Below are 21,911 nucleotides of genomic sequence, written 5' to 3' on the forward strand. Positions count from 1 at the left end.
ACCCTAGTTGGTGGCGGCGGGCAGGAACTTCGCCGTCCAGGCGTCGGCCGCGTCCACGTCCGCCTCGAGGAGTCCGCGCTCGGTCATGAACGCCACCATCGCCGCCCAGGTTGCGGGGTCCTGGGCTCCGAACGCGGACGCCTCGCCGTACAGGGGCACGGTGGCCTCGAGCGTGGCGAGCGCGGCCTGCTGCCGGTCGGGCCGGTCCAGGTCCGGCACGTAGTCGGCGGCCAGCTCGACGGCGGCGGCCGGGTCCGCGGCGACGTCCGCCGCCCCGCGCAGGGTGGCCTCGACGACGGCGGCCACGTCGTCGGGGCGGGAAGCGGCGGTCTCGTCGAGGACGCCCAGGCCGATCCCGACGAGGGGGGTGACGCCGTCGGCGTTCGGGGGGATCTCGATGGTGCGCACGGCCATGCCCGCGCCCGCGAAGTTCACGGCGTCGTTGTTGACGAAGCCCATGACTGCGTCCACGTGGCCCGCCGCGAGGGCGGCCTGCTGGGTGAAGCCGATGTGCTCGACGTCCACGTCGGCCTCGGTCAGGCCGGCCGCGCCGAGGAGAGCGAGGAGCCCGAAGTAGGTCTCGCCGAACGGGCCGGGGACTCCCACGCTGTGCCCGGCCAGGTCGGCCGGGGATGTGATGGGCGAGTCCTCCGGGACGATGAGGACCACCGGGTACTCCTGGTACAGCGTCGCCACGGAGAGCAGCGGCACGTCCTGGGATCGGGCCTGCAGCATCTCGTCACCGCCGGCGACGACCACGTCCTCCTGGCCGGCCGCGATCGCGGTGAACAGCTGCTCGCTCTGACCGTGGTGGCGCAGCGTGACGTCCACGCCGGCCTCGTCGTAGTAGCCCTTCGCGTCCGCGACGTAGAACGGGGCGAATTGGATGTCCGGCACGTAGGTCAGCCCGACGGTCACGGCTCCCGCGGCGGCGGGTGACGCGCCGCCCGCGCCGGCCGTGGTCTCTTCGCCGGAGGGTTCCCCGGTCGGTGGTGCGGCGCAGGCTGCGAGGGTGAGTGCGGCGAGGCCGACGGCGGCGGCGAGGCGGGCGCGGAAGGTCATGGATCGGCTCCTGGTGGCGCGGGCTGGCGGGCGGATGAGGTGAGGCTGGCGGGTGAGGTACTGCGGGCGGGCGGGCGGGTGAGGTGGGGCGGGCGGGCGGCAGGTCGGGGCGGGCGATCGGTCCCGGCGGAAGGACGTGGTGCGGTTCAGCGGTTGACCAGGTGCCGCTCCAGGGCGGTGAGCAGGCCGTAGATCGCCATGGCGAGCGCGCACAGGACAATGAGGGTGGAGAAGATGCCGGTGGTGTCGGCGGACCGGCCGTGCGCGGCGAGCATGAGACCGAGGCCCTCGCCACCGATGACCATCTCGCCTACGACCGCGCCGGTCACGGACAGGGTGAAGCCGTTGCGCAGCCCGGTGAGCAGGCTCGGCAGGGCCAGCGGCAGCTGGATGGAGCGCAGGAGGTCCCACTCCCCCGCACCGTCGAGCCGGGCGGCGGCGACGACGTCCGGGTCCAGGGACCGCAGCCCGTGCACGGTGGCCAGGAGGATGGGGAAGAACACCAGGAGCGCGCAGAGCACGGCGATCGGGACGAGGCCGTACCCGAGCCAGATCGTCAGCAACGGCGCGACCGCGACGGCCGGCAGCGCCTGGGACGCCGCGATGTAGGGCTCGAGCGCGGCGGCCGCCCAACGGCTGCGGAAGACGGCGTAGCCGAGCGGGAGCGCGACGACGGTGCCGAGCACGCACCCGAGGGCAGCCTCCACCAGCGTGGGTGCGGTGTACGCGAGCAGGTTGCCGGTCGTCAGGTCCTGCCCCAGGCGTACCGCCACCGCGGTGGGGGCCGGGAGGAAGAACGCCGGCACCACGCCGGCACGAGAGACCAGCTCCCAGGCGACAAGGACGACGGCACCGGCGACGATCGCCGCACCCCCACGGCGGCGCAGCGGGACTGCTCGCCGGGGCGGACGGGAGAGGCGGTCCACCGTGCGCGTACGGTCTGCCGACGAGACGGACGGCACGAGCGTCGCCGCTCTGCCGTGGCCTGCCTGAGTAGTCACCTGCGTCCTCCCCGTCCGGGCACATGGACCGGGGACGACGGACCGGCGGCGGCACGAAGCCGTCACCGAGCCTCGGCGCGCACGAGTTGCGCGCGCCGCGTGCTTCCTCCCATCCGGACTTTTACCGTCGGTCCTGGAGTTTCACCAGGTCAACCGAGCACCCGAGGGTGCGCGGCTCGCGGACTGTCACCGCCGGTTCGGACTCTCACCGACCCCGGAGCACGTGCTTGTTACCGGGCCAGCATACGGGAGACGCGTGTCCCGGCGCAGCCGTCCTCGCGAAAGCCGGCGTGGCCGCTCTCGGGGGGCGCCGCTCCAGAGCGACCGCAAGCATCTCGATCAGGTCACGATCTGGCGGCTCTGCGGTGCAAGCGACCGGGCTGTGGGCCTCGGCAGCCGGCAGGTCCACAGAGCGAACACCGGCTGGAGCGCAGCGCTCACTGCTGCCCCGACTGCCCTACCCACCCGCAGACTCCGGCCGCGCACAGCCGTTTGTTCCCCATGCGCACACCTGGTTCCGGCGCCGTCGCCACTCTCGCCCGACCGATGCACACGAGCATCGGGGCCGCGCACGACGCTTCCGCCCGTCACTCGGGACACGTCCAGAGGTCCTTGACGTGTGACCTTCGTCCCACCTAGGTTCTCCATGCGAACCACAGTTGCACCTGAGAACCACACGACCTTCCGGTCCGGCCCCGCATTGCTGCGGACGGGCCGGCGGGCCGCTACCCCCGAGAGCGCCCGCCACGACGACGAGACGACACGCGAAGCCGTACCACCCTCCACCGCCTCACGGCGGCCAGCCCAGTCGTCAGCCGACGACTTCGCCTGAAACCTTCGAGGAAGGACTCATCCCCATGAGAGCACGACGCCTGCCCCTGGCTGTTGCCGCAGCCTCCGCCCTCCTGTTCACCGCAGCCTGCGGCGGCGGTGGCACCACCGAGGAGACCTCGGCCGCCCCTGGCACCGAGGAGACCACCGGCGCCGAGGCCGGCGGCGACCTCACCCCGATCACGGTCGGTGTCATCCCGATCGTCGACACCGCCGCCATCTGGCTGGGCGTGGACCAGGGGATCTTCGAGGAGCACGGCCTCGACGTCACGCTCGACGTGGCCCAGGGCGGTGCCGCGATCGCCCCCGCAGTCGTCTCCGGGGACTATCAGTTCGGGTTCTCCAACGTCGTCTCGTTGCTCATCGCCTCGTCCAAGGGCCTACCGCTGCAGATCGTGGCGCCGGGCAACTTCTCCACCGGCGACACGACGGCGGACATCGGCGCCGTCGTGACCAAGCCCGACTCCGGCATCACCTCGCCGGCCGACCTCGCCGGCAAGACCGTCGCCGTGAACACCCTGAACAACATCGGCGATGTCACGGTCAAGGAGGTCGTCGCCAAGGCGGGCGGCGACCCCGAGTCGATCCAGTTCGTGGAGATGGGCTTCCCGGACATGCCGGCCGCCGTCGAGAGCGGGCAGGTGGACGCCGCGTGGATCCTCGAGCCGTTCCTGACGATCACGAAGGAGCAGGGCGCCGAGGTGGTGACCCACAACTTCGCCGAGGTCGACCCCGACATGATGATCGCCGCCTACTTCACCACTCGGCAGTACGCCCAGGCCGAGCCGGAGATCGTCGAGAACTTCACCGCGGCGATGAACGAGTCGCTGGACTACGCCGAGGCGAACCCGGACGAGGCCCGCGCGATCATCAGCACCTACACCGAGATCGACCCGGCGGTGCAGGAGGCCATGGTCATGCCGAAGTTCTCCAGCAAGATGGGCACCGACAGCCTGCAGCTCCTCGCCGACCTGTCCCTCAAGTACGGGCTGGTCGACGAGGAGGTCGACCTGAGCCAGCTGCTGCCGTGAGCACCGTGACCGCTGCATCCCCCCTGGGGACCACCGCCGCGGCCTCCCCCCGGCGCCGTTCGCGGCGCCGGGGCGGGAAGGGCGCGTTGGGTCTGCTCGGCATCATGGTCGTGGTGGTGCTCCTGGAGATGCTGCCCCGCATGGGGGTGGTGGACCCTCGGTTCCTGCCCCCGTTCTCGGAGATGTTCGCCGCGCTGGTCGAGCGGGTGCAGACCCCGGAGTTCTGGACGGCGTTCCGTCAGACGCTGACCACGTGGGCGATCGGGCTCGCGATCGCGATGGCCGGCGGCATCGTGGTGGGCATCGTGGTCGGGTCGGTGCCCTTCCTGCGGGAGGCGACCGCCTCGACGATCGAGTTTTTGCGGCCGATCCCGTCGGTGGCGCTGATCCCGTTGGCGGTGCTGCTCTACGGCACCGGCATGCGGTCCACCTTGCTGCTGGTGGTCTACGCCTCCTTCTGGCAGGTGCTGGTCCAGGTGCTCTACGGGGTCCAGGACGTGGACCCGGTCGCGAGGGACACCGCCCGGACCTACCGGTTCCGGGCCCTGACCCAGGCCCGCACCGTCATCTGGCCCACCGCGCTGCCCTACGTCGTGACCGGGTTTCGCCTGGCCGCGTCGGTCGCGTTGATCCTGACGGTCACCGGTGAGCTGATCATCGGCACCCCGGGTCTGGGCAAGCTCGTCGCCGTCGCGCAGCAGTCCGGCGCGGTGGCCTCCATGTACGCGCTGGTGATCGTCACCGGCCTGCTCGGCATCGCGGTGAACACCTTCGCCCGGCTCGTCGAGCGGCGGGTGCTGCGCTGGCACCCCTCCATCAGGCGGGAGACGTCCTCATGACCACCACGACCACCACGATCGCGGCCCCGATCGAACGCGACACCCAGCGGCGCCGCCGCGGCGGCTCGCTCCTGCGCCGGTTCCTCATGGCGCTGGGTCTGCCGGTCATCCTGCTAGGCATCTGGTGGGTGGCCTCGGCGGGGAGCGAGTCCTTCTTCTTCCCGCCCCTGTCCGAGATCCTGGCCACCTTCCCGGCCACGTGGTTCGAGGGCCGGATCACCGCCGAGGTGCTGCCCTCGCTCTACCGGCTGGTCGCCGGGTACCTGATCGCGCTGGTGGTCGGTGTCGCCGCCGGCACGGCGATTGGCCTGTCCCCGCGGTTGCGGGCCCTGACCGAACCCACGTTGGAGTTCTTCCGCGCCATCCCCCCGCCGGTGATGATCCCGATCATCATGCTCTTCCTGGGCATCTTCACCTCGATGAAGATCTTCGTCATCGCCACCGGGGCACTGTGGCCGATCCTGCTCAACACCATCGAGGGCGTGCGCGGCATCGACGACGTCCTGCGCGACACCTCCCGCGTCTACCGGCTGCGCCCAGCCACCCGGCTACGGACCCTGGTCCTGCGCGGGGCGTCCCCGCAGATCGTCACGGGTGCCCGCCAGGCACTCTCGATCGCGATCATCCTCATGGTGATCTCGGAGATGTTCGCCGCGTCCAACGGCCTGGGCTTCACCATCGTGCAGTTCCAGCGGTCCTTCGCCATCCCCGAGATGTGGACCGGCATCATCCTGCTCGGCCTGCTCGGCTTCCTGCTGTCCCTGATCTTCCGCGCCCTGGAGCGCCCCGTCCTGGCCTGGTACACCGGGCTGCGCCAGTCCCAACGAGGAGGCAACTAATCGTGTCCACCCCCACCGACCGGCCCGCCCCCGGGTCCACCATGCTCGACGTGTCCGGGCTGAAGAAGGTCTACACCTCCTCCACCGGGAACACCGAGGCCATCCGCGACCTGACCTTCCAGGTCAAGGCCGGTGAGATGGTCTGCATCGTGGGCCCCTCCGGGGCCGGCAAGACCACCCTGCTGCGCTGCATCTCCGGCCTGCTCGCGCCCACCGCCGGGACCGTCAGCCTCGAGGGCGAGACCGTCGCCGGCCCGCCCAAGGGCATGGCCGTGGTCTTCCAGGAGTACGCCCGCTCCCTGTTCCCCTGGCTCACCGTGGAGCAGAACGTCGAGCTCCCCCTGAAGGAGAAGCGCATCGGCAAGGCCGAACGCCGCCGCCTCGTCGACACCGCCCTGGACGCCGTCGGCCTGGCCGACGTCCCCCGCTCCTACCCCTGGCAGCTCAGCGGCGGCATGCAGCAACGCGTGGCCATCGCCCGCGCCGTGGCCTACGAACCACACATCCTCCTCATGGACGAGCCCTTCGCCGCCGTCGACGCCCAGACCCGCGCCGACCTCGAGGATCTCGTCCGCGCCCTGTGGCACCGCCTGGGCGTCACCGTCCTGTTCGTCACCCACGACATCGACGAGTCCATCTACCTCGGCCAACGCGTCCTGGTGCTGTCCGGCCGACCCACCGTCATCCTCGAGGACGTCCCCGTCAACCTCCCCGACCAACGCGACCAGCTCACCACCCGCAACGACCCCGAGTTCGCCCGCCTACGCGCCCACGTCTGGGACCTCGTCCAAAAGGCCAAGCGCGGCTACCGCCCCGAGGACGCCGTCCCGGTGGCCTCCACCGGCGGACCGAGCGACCTGCCCCCGACGGTCGGCGACGGACCCTACGCGGGACTCGCAGGGGCGTGACCGACGAGCGGACGCAGGTGGTGATCATCGGCGCCGGGCCCGCGGGGCTGCTGCTCTCCCACCTGCTCCACCTCGCCGGCATCACCTCGGTGGTGCTCGAGGACCGGGACCGTGCGCACATCGAGAACCGGGTGCGCGCGGGCGTCCTCGAGCACGGGACCACCGAGATCCTGGAGCAGGTCGGGGTGGCCGACCGGCTGCACCGTGAGGGTCTGGTCCACGAGGGCATCGAGCTGCGGTTCGACGGTGCGGGCCACCGGATCCCGATGACAGAGCTGACCGGGCGCCACATCACGGTGTACGGGCAGCAGGAGGTGGTCAAGGACCTCCTCGCCCGACGGCTGGCGGACGGCGGCGACGTGCGGTTCGAGGTCGCGGAGGTCCAGGTCCACGACGTCGACACCGCGGAGCCGTCGGTCACCTACCTTGCCGGGGGCGCGCGCCACCGGGTGGTGGGCGACGTGCTCGCCGGTTGCGACGGGTTCCACGGCGTGAGCCGGGCAGCGGCCGGCGACACCCTTCGCCACCTGGACCGGACGTACCCGTTCTCCTGGCTCGGCATCCTCGTCCACGCCGTACCGCGCACGGACGAGCTGATCTACGCCTCGCACCAGAACGGGTTCGCGCTGTACAGCATGCGCAGCCCAGAGGTGACGCGGCTGTACCTCCAGGTCGGTGCGGAGGAGCAGGTGGAGAGCTGGCCCGAGGACCGGATCTGGGAGGAGCTCGCCGTGCGGTTCGGCCTCGACGGCGAGCCGTGGGACCCCGGCCGCGGGGAGATCTTCGACGTCGGCATCACCCCCATGCGGAGCTTCGTCACCGAGCCGATGCAGCGCGGCCGCCTGCTGCTGGCCGGCGACGCCGCCCACATCGTCCCGCCCACCGGCGCGAAGGGCATGAACCTCGCGGTCCACGACGCACTCCTGATGTCGCGGGCGATCGAGCACTGGTACAGCACCGGAGAGGAGACGCTGGTGAACAGCTATACGACAGACGCGCTGGCTCGCGTCTGGCGCGCGCAGCACTTTTCGTGGTGGATGACGTCGATGCTGCACAAGTTCCCCGGTGACGACCTGTTCCAGCACCGGCTGCAGACCGCCCAGCTGGCGAACGTGACCGGCTCGCGCGCCTACGCCACCGCACTCGCAGAGAACTACGTCGGATGAGCGAGGCACCTGTGATCAGCGCGGACACACCCGCCGAGGCGGAGCGCTCTGCCGGCTTCGTCCAGTCGCTCGAGCGCGGCCTGGCCGTGATCCGGGCCTTCGACGCCGAGCACTCGCGGCTGACCCTGAGCGAGGTCGCCCGGCGCACGGGCCTGACCCGGGCCGCCGCCCGGCGGTTCCTCCACACCCTGGTGGAGATCGGGTACGTCGACGCCGACGGCCGTCTCTTCAGCCTGCGCCCACGGGTGCTCGAGCTGGGGTACGCCTACCTGTCCTCGATCTCGCTGCCCGAGCTGTGCCGCGTGCACCTGGAGCGGCTCGCGACCCGGGTGGACGAGTCCGTGTCGGTGTCCGTGCTCGACGGCACCGACGTGGTCTACGTCGCGCGGGTGGCGAGCTCGCGCATCATGAGCGTCGACCTTGGTGTCGGCGCCCGGCTGCCCACTTACGTCACCTCGATGGGCCGGGTCATGCTCGCGTGGTTGCCCCCGGACCAGCTCGAGGAGCACCTCGGCGAGCTGCGGCCCCTCACCCGGTACACGATCACCGACCGCGACCAGCTGGTCGACGAGCTCGGCAAGGTGCGCGCCCAGGGCTGGGCGATGGTCGACGAGGAGCTGGAGGAAGGCCTGCGCTCGATCGCCGCCCCGATTCGTGACCGCTCCGGCGGTGTCGTCGCCGCCGTCAACATGTCCACCGCCGCCCGCCGCGGACCCGCGGCGGCGATCATCGCCGAGATGCTCCCCCACCTGCTCGCGACCGCCGCCGCGATCTCCGCCGACGTCGCCGCCCTGCGGTAGTCGGGAGTCACGTGCTGAACCGTCCCCCGGAGACCCGCCGCCCCGCTGGGGTGGGACTCCTGGTGGTGACCACTGTCCTGATCGGGCTGAGCCTTCGCGGCCCGATCGTCGGCATCCCACCACTGATCGGCCGGATCGGCGCGGAGCTGGAGCTCACCGGCACGGCGGCGGGCCTGATCACGTCCTTGCCACTGGTGTGCTTCGCCGTCGGCTCACCGTTGGTGGCGTTGCTGGCCCGGCGGCTCGGCCTGGACCGCACCCTGCTGGTCGCGCTCGTGGTGCTCGGGCTGGCGGTCGCCCTGCGCCCGTGGGGCGGGCTGCCGCTGCTGCTCGCCGGCACCGTCCTCGTGGGCTTGGCGATCACCGTGGGCAACGTGCTGCTGCCCGTCCTCGTCCGCCGCGACGCGGGCGGGCGCACCAAGGGCGTCATGGCCGCCTCCACGAGCTCCTACGGCCTGGGCGCCGCACTCGCCGCGGCCGTCGCCGTGCCGATGGCGGGGTCCCTGGGCTGGCGGGGCGCGACGGCGTCGCTCGCCGTGCTGGTGGCGCTCGCCCTGGTGATGTGGCTGGTTCGGATGCGCCGTGGTGCCACCGGCCCGGGCGGTGCGGGCTCCGGCCGTGGTCGGGCGGGCGGTGTCGGGGCGAGCGGCGCCGGACCCGCCGGGTCAGCCGCGTCCGCTCCGGCGGCAACGTCCGCAACGTCCGGTACGGCTGCCGGGTCTGCTGCGGCTGCCGGGGCAGAGCGGAGCGTATGGACGATGCCGAGCGCGTGGTGGTTGGCGCTGTTCTTCGGCCTGCAGGCGGCGCTGTTCTACAGCGTGAGCGCGTGGCTGCCGCCGATGCTCGTCGACGAGGCCGGGGTAAGCGAGGCGACCGCCGGGACCGCGGTGTCGTTGTTCCATCTTCTGGGCATCCTCGGCACCCTTGCCGTACCCGCGATGCTGTCCTGGTTCGGCGACGCGCGCCGCGTCGGCCTGATCATCGCCGCCGGCTGGGTGGTGCTGCTCCTTGGCGTCGTCCTGCTGCCCGGGACTTGGCTGCTGTGGGTCGTCGTGGGTGGGGTGGCGCAGGGGGCCGGCATCGGTCTGGGTCTTACGCTGGTGGCGGTCCGGCCCGTCGACGTCGACTACGGCCGGTCGTTGTCCGCGATGGTGCAGGGCGCGGGGTACGGTCTCGCCGCCGTCGGGCCGGTGCTCATCGGCTGGCTCGCCTCCAGCACCGATGGCTGGGCCCTGCCCGTGACGGTCCTCGTTGCCGCCGCCGTGGCACTGGGGCTGGCCGGCCTGTTCGCCGGCAACGAGCGGCCCATCGGCGTCCCGCGCGGCTAGAGCCGCGGGCTCGACGTCAGTGAGCGTGGGCGCCCCGGGCGAGCTCGCGCAGGGCGTCGACCTCGGCTGAGGCGTCCTCCGCGTTGTAGACGGCCGAGCCGGCGACAAAAACGTTCGCTCCGGCGTCGGCGGCCCGCTCGATCGTGGCGCGCGAGACACCTCCGTCCACCTGCAGCCAGACGTCCAGCCCGGCCGCCTCGATGGCCGCCCGCGTGCGGGCGATCTTGGGCAGGGTGCCGTCGATGAAGGACTGTCCGCCGAAGCCGGGCTCGACAGTCATGACGAGGATCATGTCGAACTCGGGCAGCAGGTCGAGGTAGGGCTCGATCGGGGTGGCCGGGCGCAGGCCGAGACCGGCGCGTGCGCCCTGAGCACGCAGGTCGCGTGCGAGCTTGACCGGGGCGGTGGCTGCCTCGGCGTGGAAGGTGACGGACGCGCACCCGGCCTCGGCGTAAGCGGGGGCCCAGCGGTCCGGGTTCTCGATCATGAGGTGGGCGTCGACCGGGACTGGGGTGACCCTGAGAATGCTCTCGATGACCGGCAGACCGAGCGTCAGGTTGGGCACGAAGTGGTTGTCCATGACGTCCACGTGCGCGTAGTCGGCGCCGGAGATCTTGGCGAGCTCCCCACGGAGGTCGGCGAAGTCCGAGTTCAGGATGCTGGGCGAGATGACGATGCTCACCCCGTCACCCTAGGGCCACGTGGCGATGGGGGGCCCGGCCGTCCATCCTCCCCGTCCCCCACGAACGCGTGGGCAGCGGGCAGCCGGCAGCGGGCGGCGCGCCGGGCGGCCGCGCGCCGCACTGATGCCGCCGTTGCCGATGGCAACCGGTGCTCGAGCCGATCAGGCTCAGGCGGTCTTACGGAGAAGGGCGAGGAACATCGCGTCCGTGCCGTGCAGGTGAGGCCACAGCTGCACATAGGGTCCGTCCCCGAGGTCCGGTAGCGGCTCGTTCGCCACCTCCTGCACGGTGGCGACGGCGTCCAGCACCTCGACGTCCGTCCGCCTTCCGAGCACGTCCTCTACCACCACGGTCGTCTCGGCCACGTGGGGTGAGCAGGTCACGTACGCGACCACGCCCCCGGGCCGGGTCGCATCCAGCGCCGAGGTGAGCAGCGCCCGCTGCAGCGGCCCGAGCGCCGCGAGGTCCTCAAGGCTCCGCCGCCAGCGGGACTCCGGGCGGCGGCGTAGGGCCCCGAGGCCCGTGCACGGGGCGTCGATGATCACCCGGTCAAACCGGCCCGGATGGGTCTCACCCATCTCCCGGCCGTCGCCGGTCAGCACCTCGACCGTGCCCGCCGGAAGTGCCGCCACGGAGGCGCGCACCAGGCGGGCCCGGTGTGCGGCCACCTCGTTGGCCAGCAGGTGGGCCCCGCGCTGGTGCGCGATGGCGCCGAGCAGCGCGGCCTTGCCGCCAGGACCGGCGCAGAGATCCAGCCAGGCACGGTCACCGGTGTCGGCACTGTCGGTGCCGCCTCCCGGACGGTCGCCGTTGCCTCCGGTACTGGCGGCACCTGGTTCGGGCGGCGCGAGCGGTGCGGCCGCCAGGGCCAGCGCCACCAGCTGGGACCCCTCGTCCTGGGCGCCGGCAGCGGAGCGGCGTACGGCCGGCAGCTGGGCCGGGTCCCCGCCGCCGAGCACCAAGGCCTGAGGCGACCAACGTCCTCGGCGGGGCATACCGGCGTCGGCCCGCTGGGCCTGTGCGGCGAGCTCGTCGACGGAGACGAGACCGGGCCGTGCGACCAGAGTGACCTGCGGTGCAGTGTTGTCCGCCGCGAGGAGGTCGGCCAGCTCCATGGCCGGCCGCCCGTGCGCGAGGAGGGCCTGGCGCATTGCCCGGGCGATCCAGTCCGGGTGGGACTGGGTGACCGCCAGCCGCGCGACGGCGTCCGTCCGGTCGGGGTCAGCCACGTCTCCCACCGCGTCGAGCCAGGACTCCAGGCTGCGTCGGGACACCGCCCGAAGTACCGCGTTGACCAGCCCGGCAGGGCCAGGACCGGTCACCTCACGGGCGAGGGTGACCGTCTCGGAGACGGCGGCGTGACTGGGTACCCGCATGCCCAGAAGCTGGTGGGCACCGAGGCGGAGCAGGTCGAGCACCGGTGCGTCGAGCGTCTCGAGCCGGCGGCCGTCGGTGCAGCGCGCGAGGACGGCGTCGTAGCGCCCGCGGAGCCGGAGCGTGCCGTAGGTCAGCTCGGTGACGAAGGCGGCGTCCCGGCCGGTGATACCGCGCTCGCGGAGCAGCCCGGGCAGGACGAGGTTGGCGTAGGCGTCGGACTCCGCGACCTGTCGCAGCACGTCGTACGCCGCCCGACGGTGAGCGTCCGCGGTATGCCGGCGCCGCGGTTGGCTGCGGCCACCCGGGCGACTCGCGCCGCCACGGCCACCGCCACCGGAGCTCGCCTCGCGGCGGCCACCGCCACCGGAGCTCGTTCCGCCACGACCACCGCCGCCGGAGCGCCCCCCGGAGGGACCGCCGCGTCCCGTGCCGCCCGTGTCGCTCATCGGTCCACGCCCAGGCGGTCACCCGCGGCCGGGTGAGCGCCCCGCGCCCACGCCTCTGCTGGCATCCAGCTCTTGCCCGCCGGAGCCACCTCACCAAGGGCGACGGCATGAGACCCCGTCCCTACGAGGACCTCGTGCTTGCTCGCCCTGAGCTCCCCCGGACCTAGGTCGTCGACGTCGGGTCGAGGCGTCACGGGGCGCAGCTTCAGCCGAGCGCTGGTCGGGGTCGTCGTCCAGGCCCCCGGCGCCGGTGTGCAGCCACGAATGAGCCGGTCGACGGCGAGAGCCGGGTCCGCCCAGCGCACGCGGGCGTCGTCGACCTCGAGCTTCGGCGCCGAGCTGACGCCCTCGGCGTGTTGCGGTTCGGGCCGTGCGGAGCCGTCGGCGAGGGTGTCGAGCGCAGCCAGGAGTAGGCCGGCGCCGGACTCAGCCAGCCGGGCCAGCAGGTCTCCTGCCGTGTCCCGGGGCCGGACCGTCTCGGTGAGGGTCGCGTAGACCGGGCCGGTGTCGAGACCGGACTCGAGCTTGAAGACGCTGGCACCGGTGACCTCGTCGCCGGCGATCACCGCGCGCTGAACCGGGGCGGCGCCGCGCCACGCGGGCAGGAGCGAGAAGTGCAGGTTGACCCAGCCGTGCCGCGGGACGTCGAGCAGCTCGGGCGGCACGAGGCCGCCATACGCCACGACCGGCGCCACGTCGAGATCGAGTGCGGCGAGCTGCTCGGCGATGCCGTCGTCCCGCAGGCTGCGCGGCGTCAGGACCGTGATCCCCTCCGATCGGGCGAGCTCCGCGACGGGGCTCGCAGCGAGGCTGCGGCCGCGCCCGCGGCGCGCATCGGGGCGGCTCAGTACGGCGGCGATCTCGTGCTCGGAGTCGAGGAGGGCACGAAGGGTGGGCACCGCCACGTCGGGGGTGCCGGCGAACAGCAGGCGCATGGTTGCCGAGTTTAGGTGACTGGCCCGCTCTCGGCTGCGCGCGGGGCCCACCCCGCTCAGGCCGCCCAGTACAGGTCGAGCATGAGGCGTTCGATGGGGCTGTGGTTGGCGGCCGGGTTCGGTGCCTGGGGGGCGCGTGATGGCCGGGTAGGGCGGGCGCGGCCGAGGTGTAGCGGTGGCCCGTCGGGGTGGTGGTCTGCACGACGTGCCCGGGGTCGGGTCCGGCGCGTTGCTGTTCTGCCGCTCCGGCGCGTTGCTCGCCGGTGGTCAGGGGGTGGTCGCGCCAGCCGGGTGCTTGTTTGGCGTAGTTGCAGGCCTCGCAGGCGCCCTTGAGGTTCGCCGCGGTGGTGGGTCCGCCGTCGGCGTGGGCCACGACGTGGTCGTGGTGGCGGACCGGGGCGTCGCAGTACGGGGTGCGACAGCCCTGGTCGCGCAGGTCGATGAACCGCGCCAGCCCGGCCGGGACGCTGCGGCGCCGGAAGTCCGGCGCGACCTACAACCGCCGGTCACCACAAGGTCGGCTGGCTCACCACAGGTCAGGCGGGTCGACCTGAACCCGGACCGCGCCGTCCTCCTTGCGAGCGCTGCGCGCCGCGGCGGCGTGGGCGAGCCGGCGGCTCAGCGCGGCCCCCTGCCGGCGGTCGACCCGCAGGACGGCCCGCACCTCCGGTTCGGGCACGAGCGGGCGTGGGGGTACCGGCCGTGCAGCCGCCCGCGGCGACCCGTTCCGAGGACGGCGCGTGGGTGCCGGGGCCTCGGTGCGGGGGTCGGGGGCCTCGACGGCCACGGGACCGAGCACCTCGAGCCCGTCGAGCGGCTCGAGGTGACCGAGGAGCGAACGGACGGCCGTGGGCGGGCCCTGCACGGCCGCGAGGCGCACGGCAGGTGGAAAGGACAGCTCGGCCCGCTCGGCGAGCTCGCGTGCGGCGAAACCAGCCGGATCCCAGCGCACCAGTGCCTGCGCGGGCACGGGGGCGGGCTGGCCGAGCAGCATCACCCGTCCGCCGGCTTCGGCGCCACGCACGAGGGCGGCTGCCCCGAGCCAGCGGCGCAACGCCTCCGCGGATGCCCACAGCTCGGGGCGGGAGGTGCTCGCGGCGCCGTCGAGCAGCAGCGCGGCCGCGTATCCGCCCCGCGCGACGGGCTCGGCGCCGGGGGTTGCGACCACGAGCCGTGGGCGGTCGTCGACCGTCTCGACCACCCCGTGGTCCGCCGTCGCCCCGGAGATGACCACGGGTACCGATGGGAACGCACGGCCCAGCTCCTCGGCGGTGCGCGTGGAACCGACCCGGGTGGCCCGCACGCGGTTGTCGCCACACGTGGAGCACGCCCAGTCCGCAGCGATACGCCCGCACCAGGAGCACGACGGCGCCGCGCCGGCCCTCTCGAGCCGCAGGGGCCCATGGCACGTGCGGCACCGCGCGGGTTCGCGGCAGCGTGCGCAGGCCACCACGGGGACGTAGCCGCCCCGCGCGACCTGTACCAGGACCGGACCGGTCGTCAGCGCCTCCTTGGCGATGCGCCACGCCGGGTGCGGAATCCTGGCCGCGGCCGCGGGTCCCTCGCGGGCGAGTTCAACCTCTCCGGGAGCCTCGACGCGGGGCGTGACCCGCCGCAGCACCTCACGCGGCGCCTGGACGGGGTGCGCCCAGCGTTGCTCCACGAGAAGCTGGGCCTCGACGGTTCGAGTGAAACCGCCGACAAGCAGGGCGGCACCCTCCCGCTCGGCGCGCAGGGCGAGGACCTGCCGGGCGTGCGGGTACGGGGCGCGTGGCTCCGCGAGGCGATCGTCGCCGTCGTCGAAGATCACCGCGAGTCCGAGGTCGGTCACCGGGGCGAACGCTGCGGCCCGGGTGCCGACCACCAACCGCGCCTCGCCCAGGAGTGTGCGCAGAAAGGCGCGGTAGCGCCTCGCGGGCCCGTCGTCGGCGACCAGCCGGGCCACCGGTTCGTTCGGCAGGGTGGCGGCGAGGGCGTCGACCACCTGTGTCACGTGCCGGGTGGTGGGCACGACGACGAGCACGCCCCGGCCCGAGGCGAGGGTCGCCTGCGCCGCCTGCGCGATCGCCGTCGGCCAGGGCGGGACGCCCTCCGGCACAGTCGGCTCCGCCGGCGACCCCACCGACGCGGACCCGTTCGACAGTGCCGCACCCGGCACCGGCTCGTGCCCCGGTAACGCGGTCCACACGGCCCGCGGGCTCTCGCCCGCCGCCAGGTGGCGCAGGAACGCCGGCCCGCCCGTGTAGGCCTGCCACGCCTGGGAGTCCGGCGGGTCCACCACGGCTCCGACGAGAGCACCAGGCGCGTGCTTCTCCAGCACGGCCTTCTCAGTGGTCGCGTGACGCGGCGGAACCGCGAGCCGGACAACGTCCATCAGCGTGCCGGCGTAGCGGTCGGCGACCGCACGGCACAGGTCGAGCACGGTGGGGCTGAGCACCGGGACCGGGGAGACGGCGCGACGTAGCGGGGCGAGGGTGGTGCGGTGGTCGGTATCGGACCGGCGCTCCACGACGTAGGCCGAGCGGTCCCGGCCCGCGAAGCGGACCTGTACCCGGGTGCCCGGCAGGGCAACCGACGCCATGGCGGGCGGCACGAGGTAGTCGAACGTGTGGTCCAGGTGGGGCAGCGTGACGTCGACCACCACGCGGGCCACCGGCTCGCTCACGCCCTCGCCGTCCACCGCCTGCGGCGCGGTCGCGGGCAGGTCGAGGAGCGCGCCCTGCTGGGGGCGGGAGCGGCTCGTCGGTGTCATGTCCTCATCTCACCACGCCCGACCGACAGCACCGGCCGCGGCCGCACAGGTGTATGGACGTACCGCGAAGAGAGTCCCGCGCCTGCACGCGTCGGTCCATACAGCCCGCGTGGCCACCGCGGCGCCTGCACGCGGCGGTCCACACAGCCCGACCCGACCGTCAGGCGACGGCGGCCTGGAGGTCGCCGACCCGGTCGGTTCGCTCCCAGGTGAACTCGGGCAGCTCGCGCCCGAAGTGCCCGTAGGCGGAGGTGTGCCGGTAGATCGGCCGCAGCAGGTCAAGGTCCCGGATGAGCGCAGCAGGACGCAGGTCGAACACGTCCCGGATCGCCGCCAGGATCCGCTCCACCGGCACCGCCTCGGTGCCGAAGGTCTCCACGTACAGGCCCACGGGGTGCGCCTTGCCGATGGCGTACGCCACCTGCACCTCGCACCGGCGCGCCAACCCTGCCGCAACCACGTTCTTGGCCACCCATCGCATGGCGTACGCCGCGGACCGGTCCACCTTGGACGGGTCCTTCCCGGAGAACGCCCCGCCGCCGTGCCGGGCCATGCCCCCATAGGTGTCCACGATGATCTTCCGGCCCGTGAGCCCGGCGTCGCCCATCGGCCCACCGACCTCGAACTTCCCCGTCGGGTTGACCAACAGGTCGAACCCGTCGGTGTCCAGGTCGAGCGCGGCGGCCGCGAGCACGGGTGCCACGACGGCCTCCTCGACCTGGCCCCGGAGAAGGTCCTGGCGCACCCACCCGTCGTGCTGGGTGGAGACCACCACCGTGTCCACCGACACCGCGCGGTCGCCCTCGTAGCCGATGGTCACCTGGGTCTTGCCGTCCGGGCGCAGCCCCGCGACCAGCCCCTCCTTGCGCACCAGCGCCAGCCGCTCCGCGAGCCGGTGCGCCAGGTAGATGGGCACCGGCATGAGCGCCGCCGTGTCGTCGCACGCGTACCCGAACATCAGGCCCTGGTCCCCCGCGCCCTGGACGTCCAGCGGGTCCAGGGCGGCCGTGTCGTCGCGGCCCTCCACGGACTTGCTGACCCCGGCGGAGATGTCCGGCGACTGCTGCCCGATCGAGATCGACACCCCGCACGAGCGCCCGTCGAACCCGATCTTCGAGGAGGTGTACCCGATCCGGGTGACCTCCTGCCGGACGATCTGCGGGATCTCCACGTACGCGGACGTCGTGACCTCACCGGCCACGTGCACCAGGCCGGTGGTCACCATCGTCTCCACCGCCACCCGCGCCGACGGGTCCTGCTCGAGGATCGCGTCCAGGATCGTGTCGGAGATCCGGTCGCACACCTTGTCCGGGTGCCCCTCGGTCACTGACTCGGACGTGAACTGGCGGGCTGCGTGGGCGGGAGAGGTCACCGGACGATCGTAGTGGTCGCCCGCAGACGGTCGGCGACGGCGTCCAGCAGCGCCTCCGCGACGTCGCCCTTGGTGCCGCGGGCCCGGGCGACGATGTCGCCGGCGGCGTCGAGCACGGTGACCTCGTTGGGCACGTCACCGAAGCCCACGTCGGCGCCCACCTCGTTCACGGCGAGCAGGTCGGCGCCCTTGCGGCGTGCCTTCTCCCGGCCGTGCTCGAGGACGCCGCGCTGCCCGTCCCCGGTCTCGGCAGCGAAGCCGACAACCACCTGGCCGCGCCGCAGCCGGTCGGCGGCGAGCTCGGCGAGGATGTCGGGGTTGGTGACCAGCTCGATGGGCGCGGGGGCGCCGGACGTCTTCTTGATCTTGTGGCCGGCGGACGCGACGGGCCGGAAGTCGGCTACCGCGGCGGCCATGATCACGACGTCGGCGCTCGTCGCGGCCGCGCGAACGGCGTCGCGCAGCTGCAGCGTGGTCTCGACCTGCTGGACCTCGACGTTGGCCTCGCGGGGCAGGATGACGTCCTCGACGTTGGCGGCGACGAGCGTGACGCGGGCCCCGCGGTGGGCGGCGGCGACGGCCAGGGCGACGCCCTGCCGGCCGCTGGAGCGGTTGCCGAGGAAGCGCACGGGGTCCAGCGGCTCGCGGGTGCCGCCGGCGGAGACGACGACGGTGCGGCCGGCGAGGTCCGGCCCGGCCGGCACGGGGGTCGCGGGCGAGGCGGCGGAGGGGGCGGCACCGGTGACGTGACCGAGCAGACCCAGGGCGGCCTCGACGATCGTGGCCGGCTCGGGCAGCCGGCCCGGCCCGGTGTCGGCCCCGGTCAGGCGCCCGGAGTCGGGCTCGAGGACGTGGACGCCGCGCGAACGCAGGGTTGCCACGTTGGCTCGGGTGGCCGCGTGCTGCCACATCTCGGTGTGCATCGCCGGGGCGAGCAGCACCGGGCAGGTGACGGTGAGCAGGGTGGCCGAGAGCAGGTCGTCGGCGAGCCCGGCGGCCGCCTTGGCGAGGAGGTTCGCCGTCGCCGGGGCCACGATGACCAAGTCGGCGCCGCGGCCGAGGGCCACGTGGTCCACGTGCTCGGCGTCGTCGAAGACGGAGGTGCGCACAGGCTCGCCGGACAGGGCCTCCCAGGTGGGTCGCCCCACCATCCGCAGGGCCGCCTCGGTGGGCACCACACGCACGCGATGCCCGGCCTCCCGGAGCAGCCGGAGCACGAAGACCGCCTTATAGGCCGCGATGCCGCCGGTGACACCCAGGACGACACGCAACGCGCCGCCCGTCCCCGGAGGGGGCGTGGCGGCGCGTTCGGAGGACTCCGTCATGCCGACGAGGTTAGTCCTCAATCCGGGTCAGGGTGAGCATGCCCTCGTTGACCTCGCGCATCGCGATGGACAGGGGCTTGTCCTCCTGGGCGGCCGGCACGAGCGGGCCGACGAACTCCAGGAGACCTTCCTGCAGCTGCGCGTTGTAGGTGTTGATCTGCCGGGCGCGCTTGGCGGCGTAGATCGCCAGGGCGTACTTGGAGTCGACCTTCTCCAGCAGCTCGTCGATGGGCGGGTCGGTGATGCCCTCGGGGGCGGCGACGGTTCCGTACATGCGTGACCTTCTTCGCTTGGTCGGGTGGATCGCGGGCGGCGCCCCGGCACGGGCGCCCGACGCATACAGCCTTCTATACTACCTGCTCCCGCAGGCCCATAAGGTTCATGAGCTCCTCCGTGGCGCGTGCCACGTCGTCGTTGACGACGACGTCGTCGAACTCGGACACGGCGGCGAGCTCCTGGCGGGCGGTGACAAGGCGCCGCTCCCGCTCCTCCGGGCCCTCGGTGCCGCGGCCGACCAGCCGTTGGACGAGCTCCTCCCAGGTCGGCGGTTCCAGGAACACGAACCGTGCCTCCGGCATGGCCACGCGCACCTGACGTGCCCCCTGCAGGTCGAGCTCGAGCAGCACAGGCCGGCCCCCGGCCAGCTCACGCTCGACAGGCTCGCGCGGGGTGCCGTACCGGTGGACCCCGTGCACGACCGCCCACTCCAGCATCTGCCCGGTGGCGACCATCTCGTCGAACTGCTCGGCGGTGACGAAGTGGTAGTGCACACCCTCGACCTCGCCGGGCCGGCGCGGGCGGGTGGTGGCGGACACGGAGATCCACAGCTCCGGGCGCCGACGGCGCATCTCGGCACTGATGGTGCCCTTGCCGACGGCCGTGGGACCCGAGAGCACCGTGAGGCGGGCGCGCTGGGTGGTCGGGATGGCGGTCGCAGGGGCGGGCTCAGTCATGCGAGCCATCCTGCCAGCACCCGGCAGCAGCTACCGAGACCGTCCTCAGCCGAACCGCTCGACCAGCGCCGCCGCCTGGTGCGGTCCCAGCCCCCGGACCCGCCGAGCCTCGGAGATACCGATCTCGGCCATGAGCGAGCGGGCGGTCGCCTTGCCGATCCCGGGCAGCGACTCCAGCAGCGAGACCACCTTGAGCTTGGCCAGCGCCTCGTCCGTGCGGGCCGCCTCGAGCACCTCCGAGAGCCGCACCTGGGAGTACTTCAGCTTGTTCTTGACCTCCGCCCGCGTGGTGCGGGCGGCGGCTGCCTTCTCCAGTGCGGCGGCACGCTGTTCGGGGGTCAACGGCGGCAGAGCCACGGCGGTCACCTCGTCGTTCGCAGATGGGCAGGGGTCGGTGCGGTGGAGGCTAACGAGTCACCAAGGTACCGGCAACGGTCCCGGTCGGGGCGGTGAATGCCGACGGACCCGTCACGGTGAGGGCGGTGAATGCCGGCGGTCCCGTCCTGCGGCTCGGGGCCCGTCACATGTGATGAAGAGCCTCCTGCGCCCGGCGCACCACCGCCTCGAGGCCGGCGCTGTGCGCACCGCGCCAGAAGGGTCGCCCGCACCCGGTGCAGCGCGCGAACTCCTCGTAGGTGCGCCGGGTGCCCGCGGGCAGCAGGTGCGCCAGCTCCGCCTTGGCAGCGGGCTCCAGCTGGGCCCCGCACCTGAGGCACCGCGTCCACGGTGCCAACGGCGGTGCGAACCGTCGCAGCACCTCGACCATCTGCTCGTCCGTCGCGGTGGCGTGCACGAACGCGCCGTGCCGGGGCGGGACGGACAGCAGCCGACGGCGCAGCAGCTCGCGGTCGCGGGTGAGCAGCACGCGGTCGCCGGCGAGCGCCTGCGCGGCCAGGGAGTCGTCGTCGGCGTCGCGCTCGTAGGCCACGTCGAGCCCCACGAGCCGGAGTCGGCGGGCGAGGGCACCGAGGTGGACGTCCAGGACGAACCGGGGCGGCCAGGTGGGCACGGGCTGCGGGTGTGGCACGGGCGTGACGACAAGGCGGCGCCCGACGGCCCGGGTGCCGGGGTCCACGCCCACGCCGTCGAGCTCGAGGACGCCCACCTCGGTGAGCGGTACCCCGAGGGACTGCACGACGTGCCCGACCGTCACCGTCGACGTCGTGCGGACCTGGACGCGGTCCGCGCGGCGGGCTGGTGGCAGGTGCAGCCGCAGGTCGGGGTCGACCACGACGTCGAGCGTGCCGACGGGTGCAGCGACGGGACGCCCGGGTGGCCCGTCCGGCGCCACGGACGACCGGCCGTTCGAGCCGCCGTCGTGCCGTTCCATGCCACCCCTCCCCCGGCCGGCCTACAGGGTGAGCGCCGCCCGGGCGGCGTCGACCGCCGCGTCGAGGGCGTCCCGGAGCGCGTGCGGCTCGGGGCCGGCACGGAGCACGCCGCGGGAGGTGGCGGCGAGCACCTGGGTGCGGGCGTCACCGAAGACCTCGGCAAGCTCGGCGGCCCCGGCGCCCTGGGCCCCGACGCCGGGGGCGAGCAGCGGTCCGCGGACCGCTGCGAGGTCGAGTCCCAGCTCGTGCACCGCGCTGCCGGTCGTGGCCCCGACGACCAGTCCGACGGGTCCGAGGGCCGCCACACCGTCCGCCCCAGAACCGTCCGGGCCGGCCTCGGCGAGCACCCGGGCGTTCTCCTCCGCGGCCCCGGCGACCATCTGGCCGGCGACCGACCCGCCGGCGGTCCGGGCGTGCTGCACCGCGGCGCCCTCGGGGTTGGAGGTGAGAGCGAGCACGAACACACCGCGCCCGGTCTGCCGGGCCAGGTCGAGGGCGGGTCGCAGCGACTCGAAGCCGAGGTAGGGCGAGAGGGTCACCGCGTCGGCCGCGAGCGGGGCGCCGTCGCGCAGGTACGCGTCGGCGTAGCCGGCCATGGTCGAGCCGATGTCACCGCGCTTGACGTCCAGCACGGTGAGCGTGCCGGCGGACCGGGCGACCGCCAGGACCTCCTCGAGGACCGCGACGCCGCGGGCGCCGTGCCGCTCGAAGAACGCCGACTGCGGCTTCACCGCGGCCACGCGGCCACCGATGGCTTCGAGGACGCCCAGCGCGAACCGGCGCAGCCCGTCGACGTCGTCGCCGAGCCCCCACCGTTCGAGCAGGCCGGGGTGGGGGTCGATGCCCACACACACCGGACCATGCGCGTGCATCGCCGCGGTGAGCCGGGTCCCGAAGTGCCGCAGCCCTGCCGGGGCGGGCGCGGCGCCGGA

20 protein-coding genes and 1 riboswitch are annotated in these 21,911 nt (G+C 73.3%); of the genes, 7 read left to right on the forward strand and 13 right to left on the reverse strand.

Going from position 1 to position 21,911, the window contains the following annotated elements; translation table 11 throughout:
* Window positions 1–3: 3 nt before the first annotated feature.
* Together FE374_RS09840 and FE374_RS09845 are read right to left on the reverse strand one after the other, a co-directional pair.
* Window positions 4–1,062, reverse strand: a complete 1,059-nt coding sequence (locus tag FE374_RS09840; protein ID WP_139928651.1) for an ABC transporter substrate-binding protein — start codon at window positions 1,060–1,062, stop codon at window positions 4–6.
* Between the two features lie 146 nt (window positions 1,063–1,208).
* Entirely contained in the window at window positions 1,209–2,063 is an 855-nt protein-coding gene (locus tag FE374_RS09845) for an ABC transporter permease (protein WP_230978233.1), read from the reverse strand.
* A gap of 96 nt (window positions 2,064–2,159) precedes the next feature.
* Window positions 2,160–2,289: riboswitch (FMN riboswitch) on the reverse strand.
* Window positions 2,290–2,920: 631 nt separating this feature from the next.
* Here FE374_RS09845 and FE374_RS09850 point away from each other — a divergent pair.
* The 7 genes from FE374_RS09850 to FE374_RS09880 all read left to right on the forward strand — a co-directional run bounded on the left by FE374_RS09850 (window position 2,921) and on the right by FE374_RS09880 (window position 9,805).
* Window positions 2,921–3,925, forward strand: a complete 1,005-nt coding sequence (locus tag FE374_RS09850; RefSeq protein WP_139928653.1) for an ABC transporter substrate-binding protein — start codon at window positions 2,921–2,923, stop codon at window positions 3,923–3,925.
* A 5-nt stretch (window positions 3,926–3,930) separates the two neighbouring features.
* Window positions 3,931–4,764, forward strand: coding sequence for an ABC transporter permease (locus tag FE374_RS09855; protein ID WP_456319100.1), 834 nt, complete (start codon window positions 3,931–3,933; stop codon window positions 4,762–4,764).
* Between the two features lie 86 nt (window positions 4,765–4,850).
* Window positions 4,851–5,603: an ABC transporter permease subunit gene (locus tag FE374_RS09860; RefSeq protein ID WP_223173725.1), complete on the forward strand. Its 753-nt coding sequence runs from the start codon at window positions 4,851–4,853 to the stop codon at window positions 5,601–5,603.
* Between the two features lie 41 nt (window positions 5,604–5,644).
* Window positions 5,645–6,511, forward strand: a complete 867-nt coding sequence (locus tag FE374_RS09865) for an ABC transporter ATP-binding protein (protein ID WP_139931517.1) — start codon at window positions 5,645–5,647, stop codon at window positions 6,509–6,511.
* Window positions 6,508–7,677, forward strand: a complete 1,170-nt coding sequence (locus FE374_RS09870) for a 4-hydroxybenzoate 3-monooxygenase (RefSeq protein ID WP_139928657.1) — start codon at window positions 6,508–6,510, stop codon at window positions 7,675–7,677. Before FE374_RS09865 ends, FE374_RS09870 begins: the two co-directional genes overlap by 4 nt.
* Window positions 7,674–8,477 (forward strand): IclR family transcriptional regulator domain-containing protein, encoded by an 804-nt coding sequence (locus FE374_RS09875; protein WP_139928659.1) that lies wholly within the window; start codon window positions 7,674–7,676, stop codon window positions 8,475–8,477. Before FE374_RS09870 ends, FE374_RS09875 begins: the two co-directional genes overlap by 4 nt.
* A gap of 11 nt (window positions 8,478–8,488) precedes the next feature.
* Complete coding sequence (locus FE374_RS09880; RefSeq protein ID WP_139928661.1) at window positions 8,489–9,805, forward strand: MFS transporter; 1,317 nt, start codon at window positions 8,489–8,491, stop codon at window positions 9,803–9,805.
* Between the two features lie 16 nt (window positions 9,806–9,821).
* Here the strand turns inward: FE374_RS09880 and rpe are convergent, their stop codons facing one another.
* From rpe to pyrF, 11 genes are all read right to left on the reverse strand, one after another.
* Complete coding sequence (rpe, locus tag FE374_RS09885) at window positions 9,822–10,487, reverse strand: ribulose-phosphate 3-epimerase (protein ID WP_139928663.1); 666 nt, start codon at window positions 10,485–10,487, stop codon at window positions 9,822–9,824.
* 168 nt (window positions 10,488–10,655) lie between these two features.
* Entirely contained in the window at window positions 10,656–12,311 is a 1,656-nt protein-coding gene (locus FE374_RS09890) for an RsmB/NOP family class I SAM-dependent RNA methyltransferase (RefSeq protein ID WP_139928665.1), read from the reverse strand.
* Window positions 12,308–13,246, reverse strand: coding sequence for a methionyl-tRNA formyltransferase (gene fmt / locus FE374_RS09895; protein WP_139928667.1), 939 nt, complete (start codon window positions 13,244–13,246; stop codon window positions 12,308–12,310). The genes FE374_RS09890 and fmt overlap by 4 nt, the downstream gene beginning before the upstream one ends.
* Window positions 13,247–13,772: 526 nt before the next feature.
* Entirely contained in the window at window positions 13,773–15,998 is a 2,226-nt protein-coding gene (locus tag FE374_RS09905; RefSeq protein WP_139928669.1) for a primosomal protein N', read from the reverse strand.
* A 160-nt stretch (window positions 15,999–16,158) separates the two neighbouring features.
* Complete coding sequence (gene metK, locus FE374_RS09910) at window positions 16,159–17,370, reverse strand: methionine adenosyltransferase (RefSeq protein ID WP_139928671.1); 1,212 nt, start codon at window positions 17,368–17,370, stop codon at window positions 16,159–16,161.
* Window positions 17,367–18,641: a bifunctional phosphopantothenoylcysteine decarboxylase/phosphopantothenate--cysteine ligase CoaBC gene (gene coaBC, locus FE374_RS09915; protein WP_139931518.1), complete on the reverse strand. Its 1,275-nt coding sequence runs from the start codon at window positions 18,639–18,641 to the stop codon at window positions 17,367–17,369. The genes metK and coaBC overlap by 4 nt, the downstream gene beginning before the upstream one ends.
* Before the next feature lie 64 nt (window positions 18,642–18,705).
* Window positions 18,706–18,969, reverse strand: coding sequence for a DNA-directed RNA polymerase subunit omega (gene rpoZ / locus FE374_RS09920; RefSeq protein WP_139928673.1), 264 nt, complete (start codon window positions 18,967–18,969; stop codon window positions 18,706–18,708).
* 73 nt (window positions 18,970–19,042) lie between these two features.
* Window positions 19,043–19,648: a guanylate kinase gene (gmk, locus tag FE374_RS09925; RefSeq protein ID WP_139928675.1), complete on the reverse strand. Its 606-nt coding sequence runs from the start codon at window positions 19,646–19,648 to the stop codon at window positions 19,043–19,045.
* Window positions 19,649–19,693: 45 nt separating this feature from the next.
* Entirely contained in the window at window positions 19,694–20,005 is a 312-nt protein-coding gene (gene mihF, locus FE374_RS09930; protein ID WP_139928677.1) for an integration host factor, actinobacterial type, read from the reverse strand.
* Window positions 20,006–20,168: 163 nt separating this feature from the next.
* Window positions 20,169–20,978 (reverse strand): Mut7-C RNAse domain-containing protein, encoded by an 810-nt coding sequence (locus FE374_RS09935; protein ID WP_139928679.1) that lies wholly within the window; start codon window positions 20,976–20,978, stop codon window positions 20,169–20,171.
* Between the two features lie 21 nt (window positions 20,979–20,999).
* Window positions 21,000–21,884, reverse strand: a complete 885-nt coding sequence (gene pyrF, locus FE374_RS09940) for an orotidine-5'-phosphate decarboxylase (RefSeq protein WP_269142065.1) — start codon at window positions 21,882–21,884, stop codon at window positions 21,000–21,002.
* Between the last annotated feature and the right edge of the window lie 27 nt (window positions 21,885–21,911).

The organism is Georgenia yuyongxinii, assembly GCF_006352065.1.
GTDB classification, from domain to species: Bacteria; Actinomycetota; Actinomycetes; order Actinomycetales; family Actinomycetaceae; genus Georgenia; species Georgenia yuyongxinii.

What these genes read in the sequence shown, in the direction of transcription:
- FE374_RS09840 (WP_139928651.1), bottom strand. Translation starts at nt 1,062, where the DNA reads ATGACCTTCCGCGCCCGCCTCGCCGCCGCCGTCGGCCTCGCCGCACTC.
- FE374_RS09850 (WP_139928653.1), top strand. Translation starts at nt 2,921, where the DNA reads ATGAGAGCACGACGCCTGCCCCTGGCTGTTGCCGCAGCCTCCGCCCTC.
- FE374_RS09860 (WP_223173725.1), top strand. Translation starts at nt 4,851, where the DNA reads ATGGCGCTGGGTCTGCCGGTCATCCTGCTAGGCATCTGGTGGGTGGCC.
- FE374_RS09865 (WP_139931517.1), top strand. Translation starts at nt 5,645, where the DNA reads ATGCTCGACGTGTCCGGGCTGAAGAAGGTCTACACCTCCTCCACCGGG.
- FE374_RS09875 (WP_139928659.1), top strand. Translation starts at nt 7,674, where the DNA reads ATGAGCGAGGCACCTGTGATCAGCGCGGACACACCCGCCGAGGCGGAG.
- FE374_RS09890 (WP_139928665.1), bottom strand. Translation starts at nt 12,311, where the DNA reads ATGAGCGACACGGGCGGCACGGGACGCGGCGGTCCCTCCGGGGGGCGC.
- fmt (WP_139928667.1), bottom strand. Translation starts at nt 13,246, where the DNA reads ATGCGCCTGCTGTTCGCCGGCACCCCCGACGTGGCGGTGCCCACCCTT.
- FE374_RS09905 (WP_139928669.1), bottom strand. Translation starts at nt 15,998, where the DNA reads ATGACACCGACGAGCCGCTCCCGCCCCCAGCAGGGCGCGCTCCTCGAC.
- rpoZ (WP_139928673.1), bottom strand. Translation starts at nt 18,969, where the DNA reads ATGTACGGAACCGTCGCCGCCCCCGAGGGCATCACCGACCCGCCCATC.
- gmk (WP_139928675.1), bottom strand. Translation starts at nt 19,648, where the DNA reads ATGACTGAGCCCGCCCCTGCGACCGCCATCCCGACCACCCAGCGCGCC.
- FE374_RS09935 (WP_139928679.1), bottom strand. Translation starts at nt 20,978, where the DNA reads ATGGAACGGCACGACGGCGGCTCGAACGGCCGGTCGTCCGTGGCGCCG.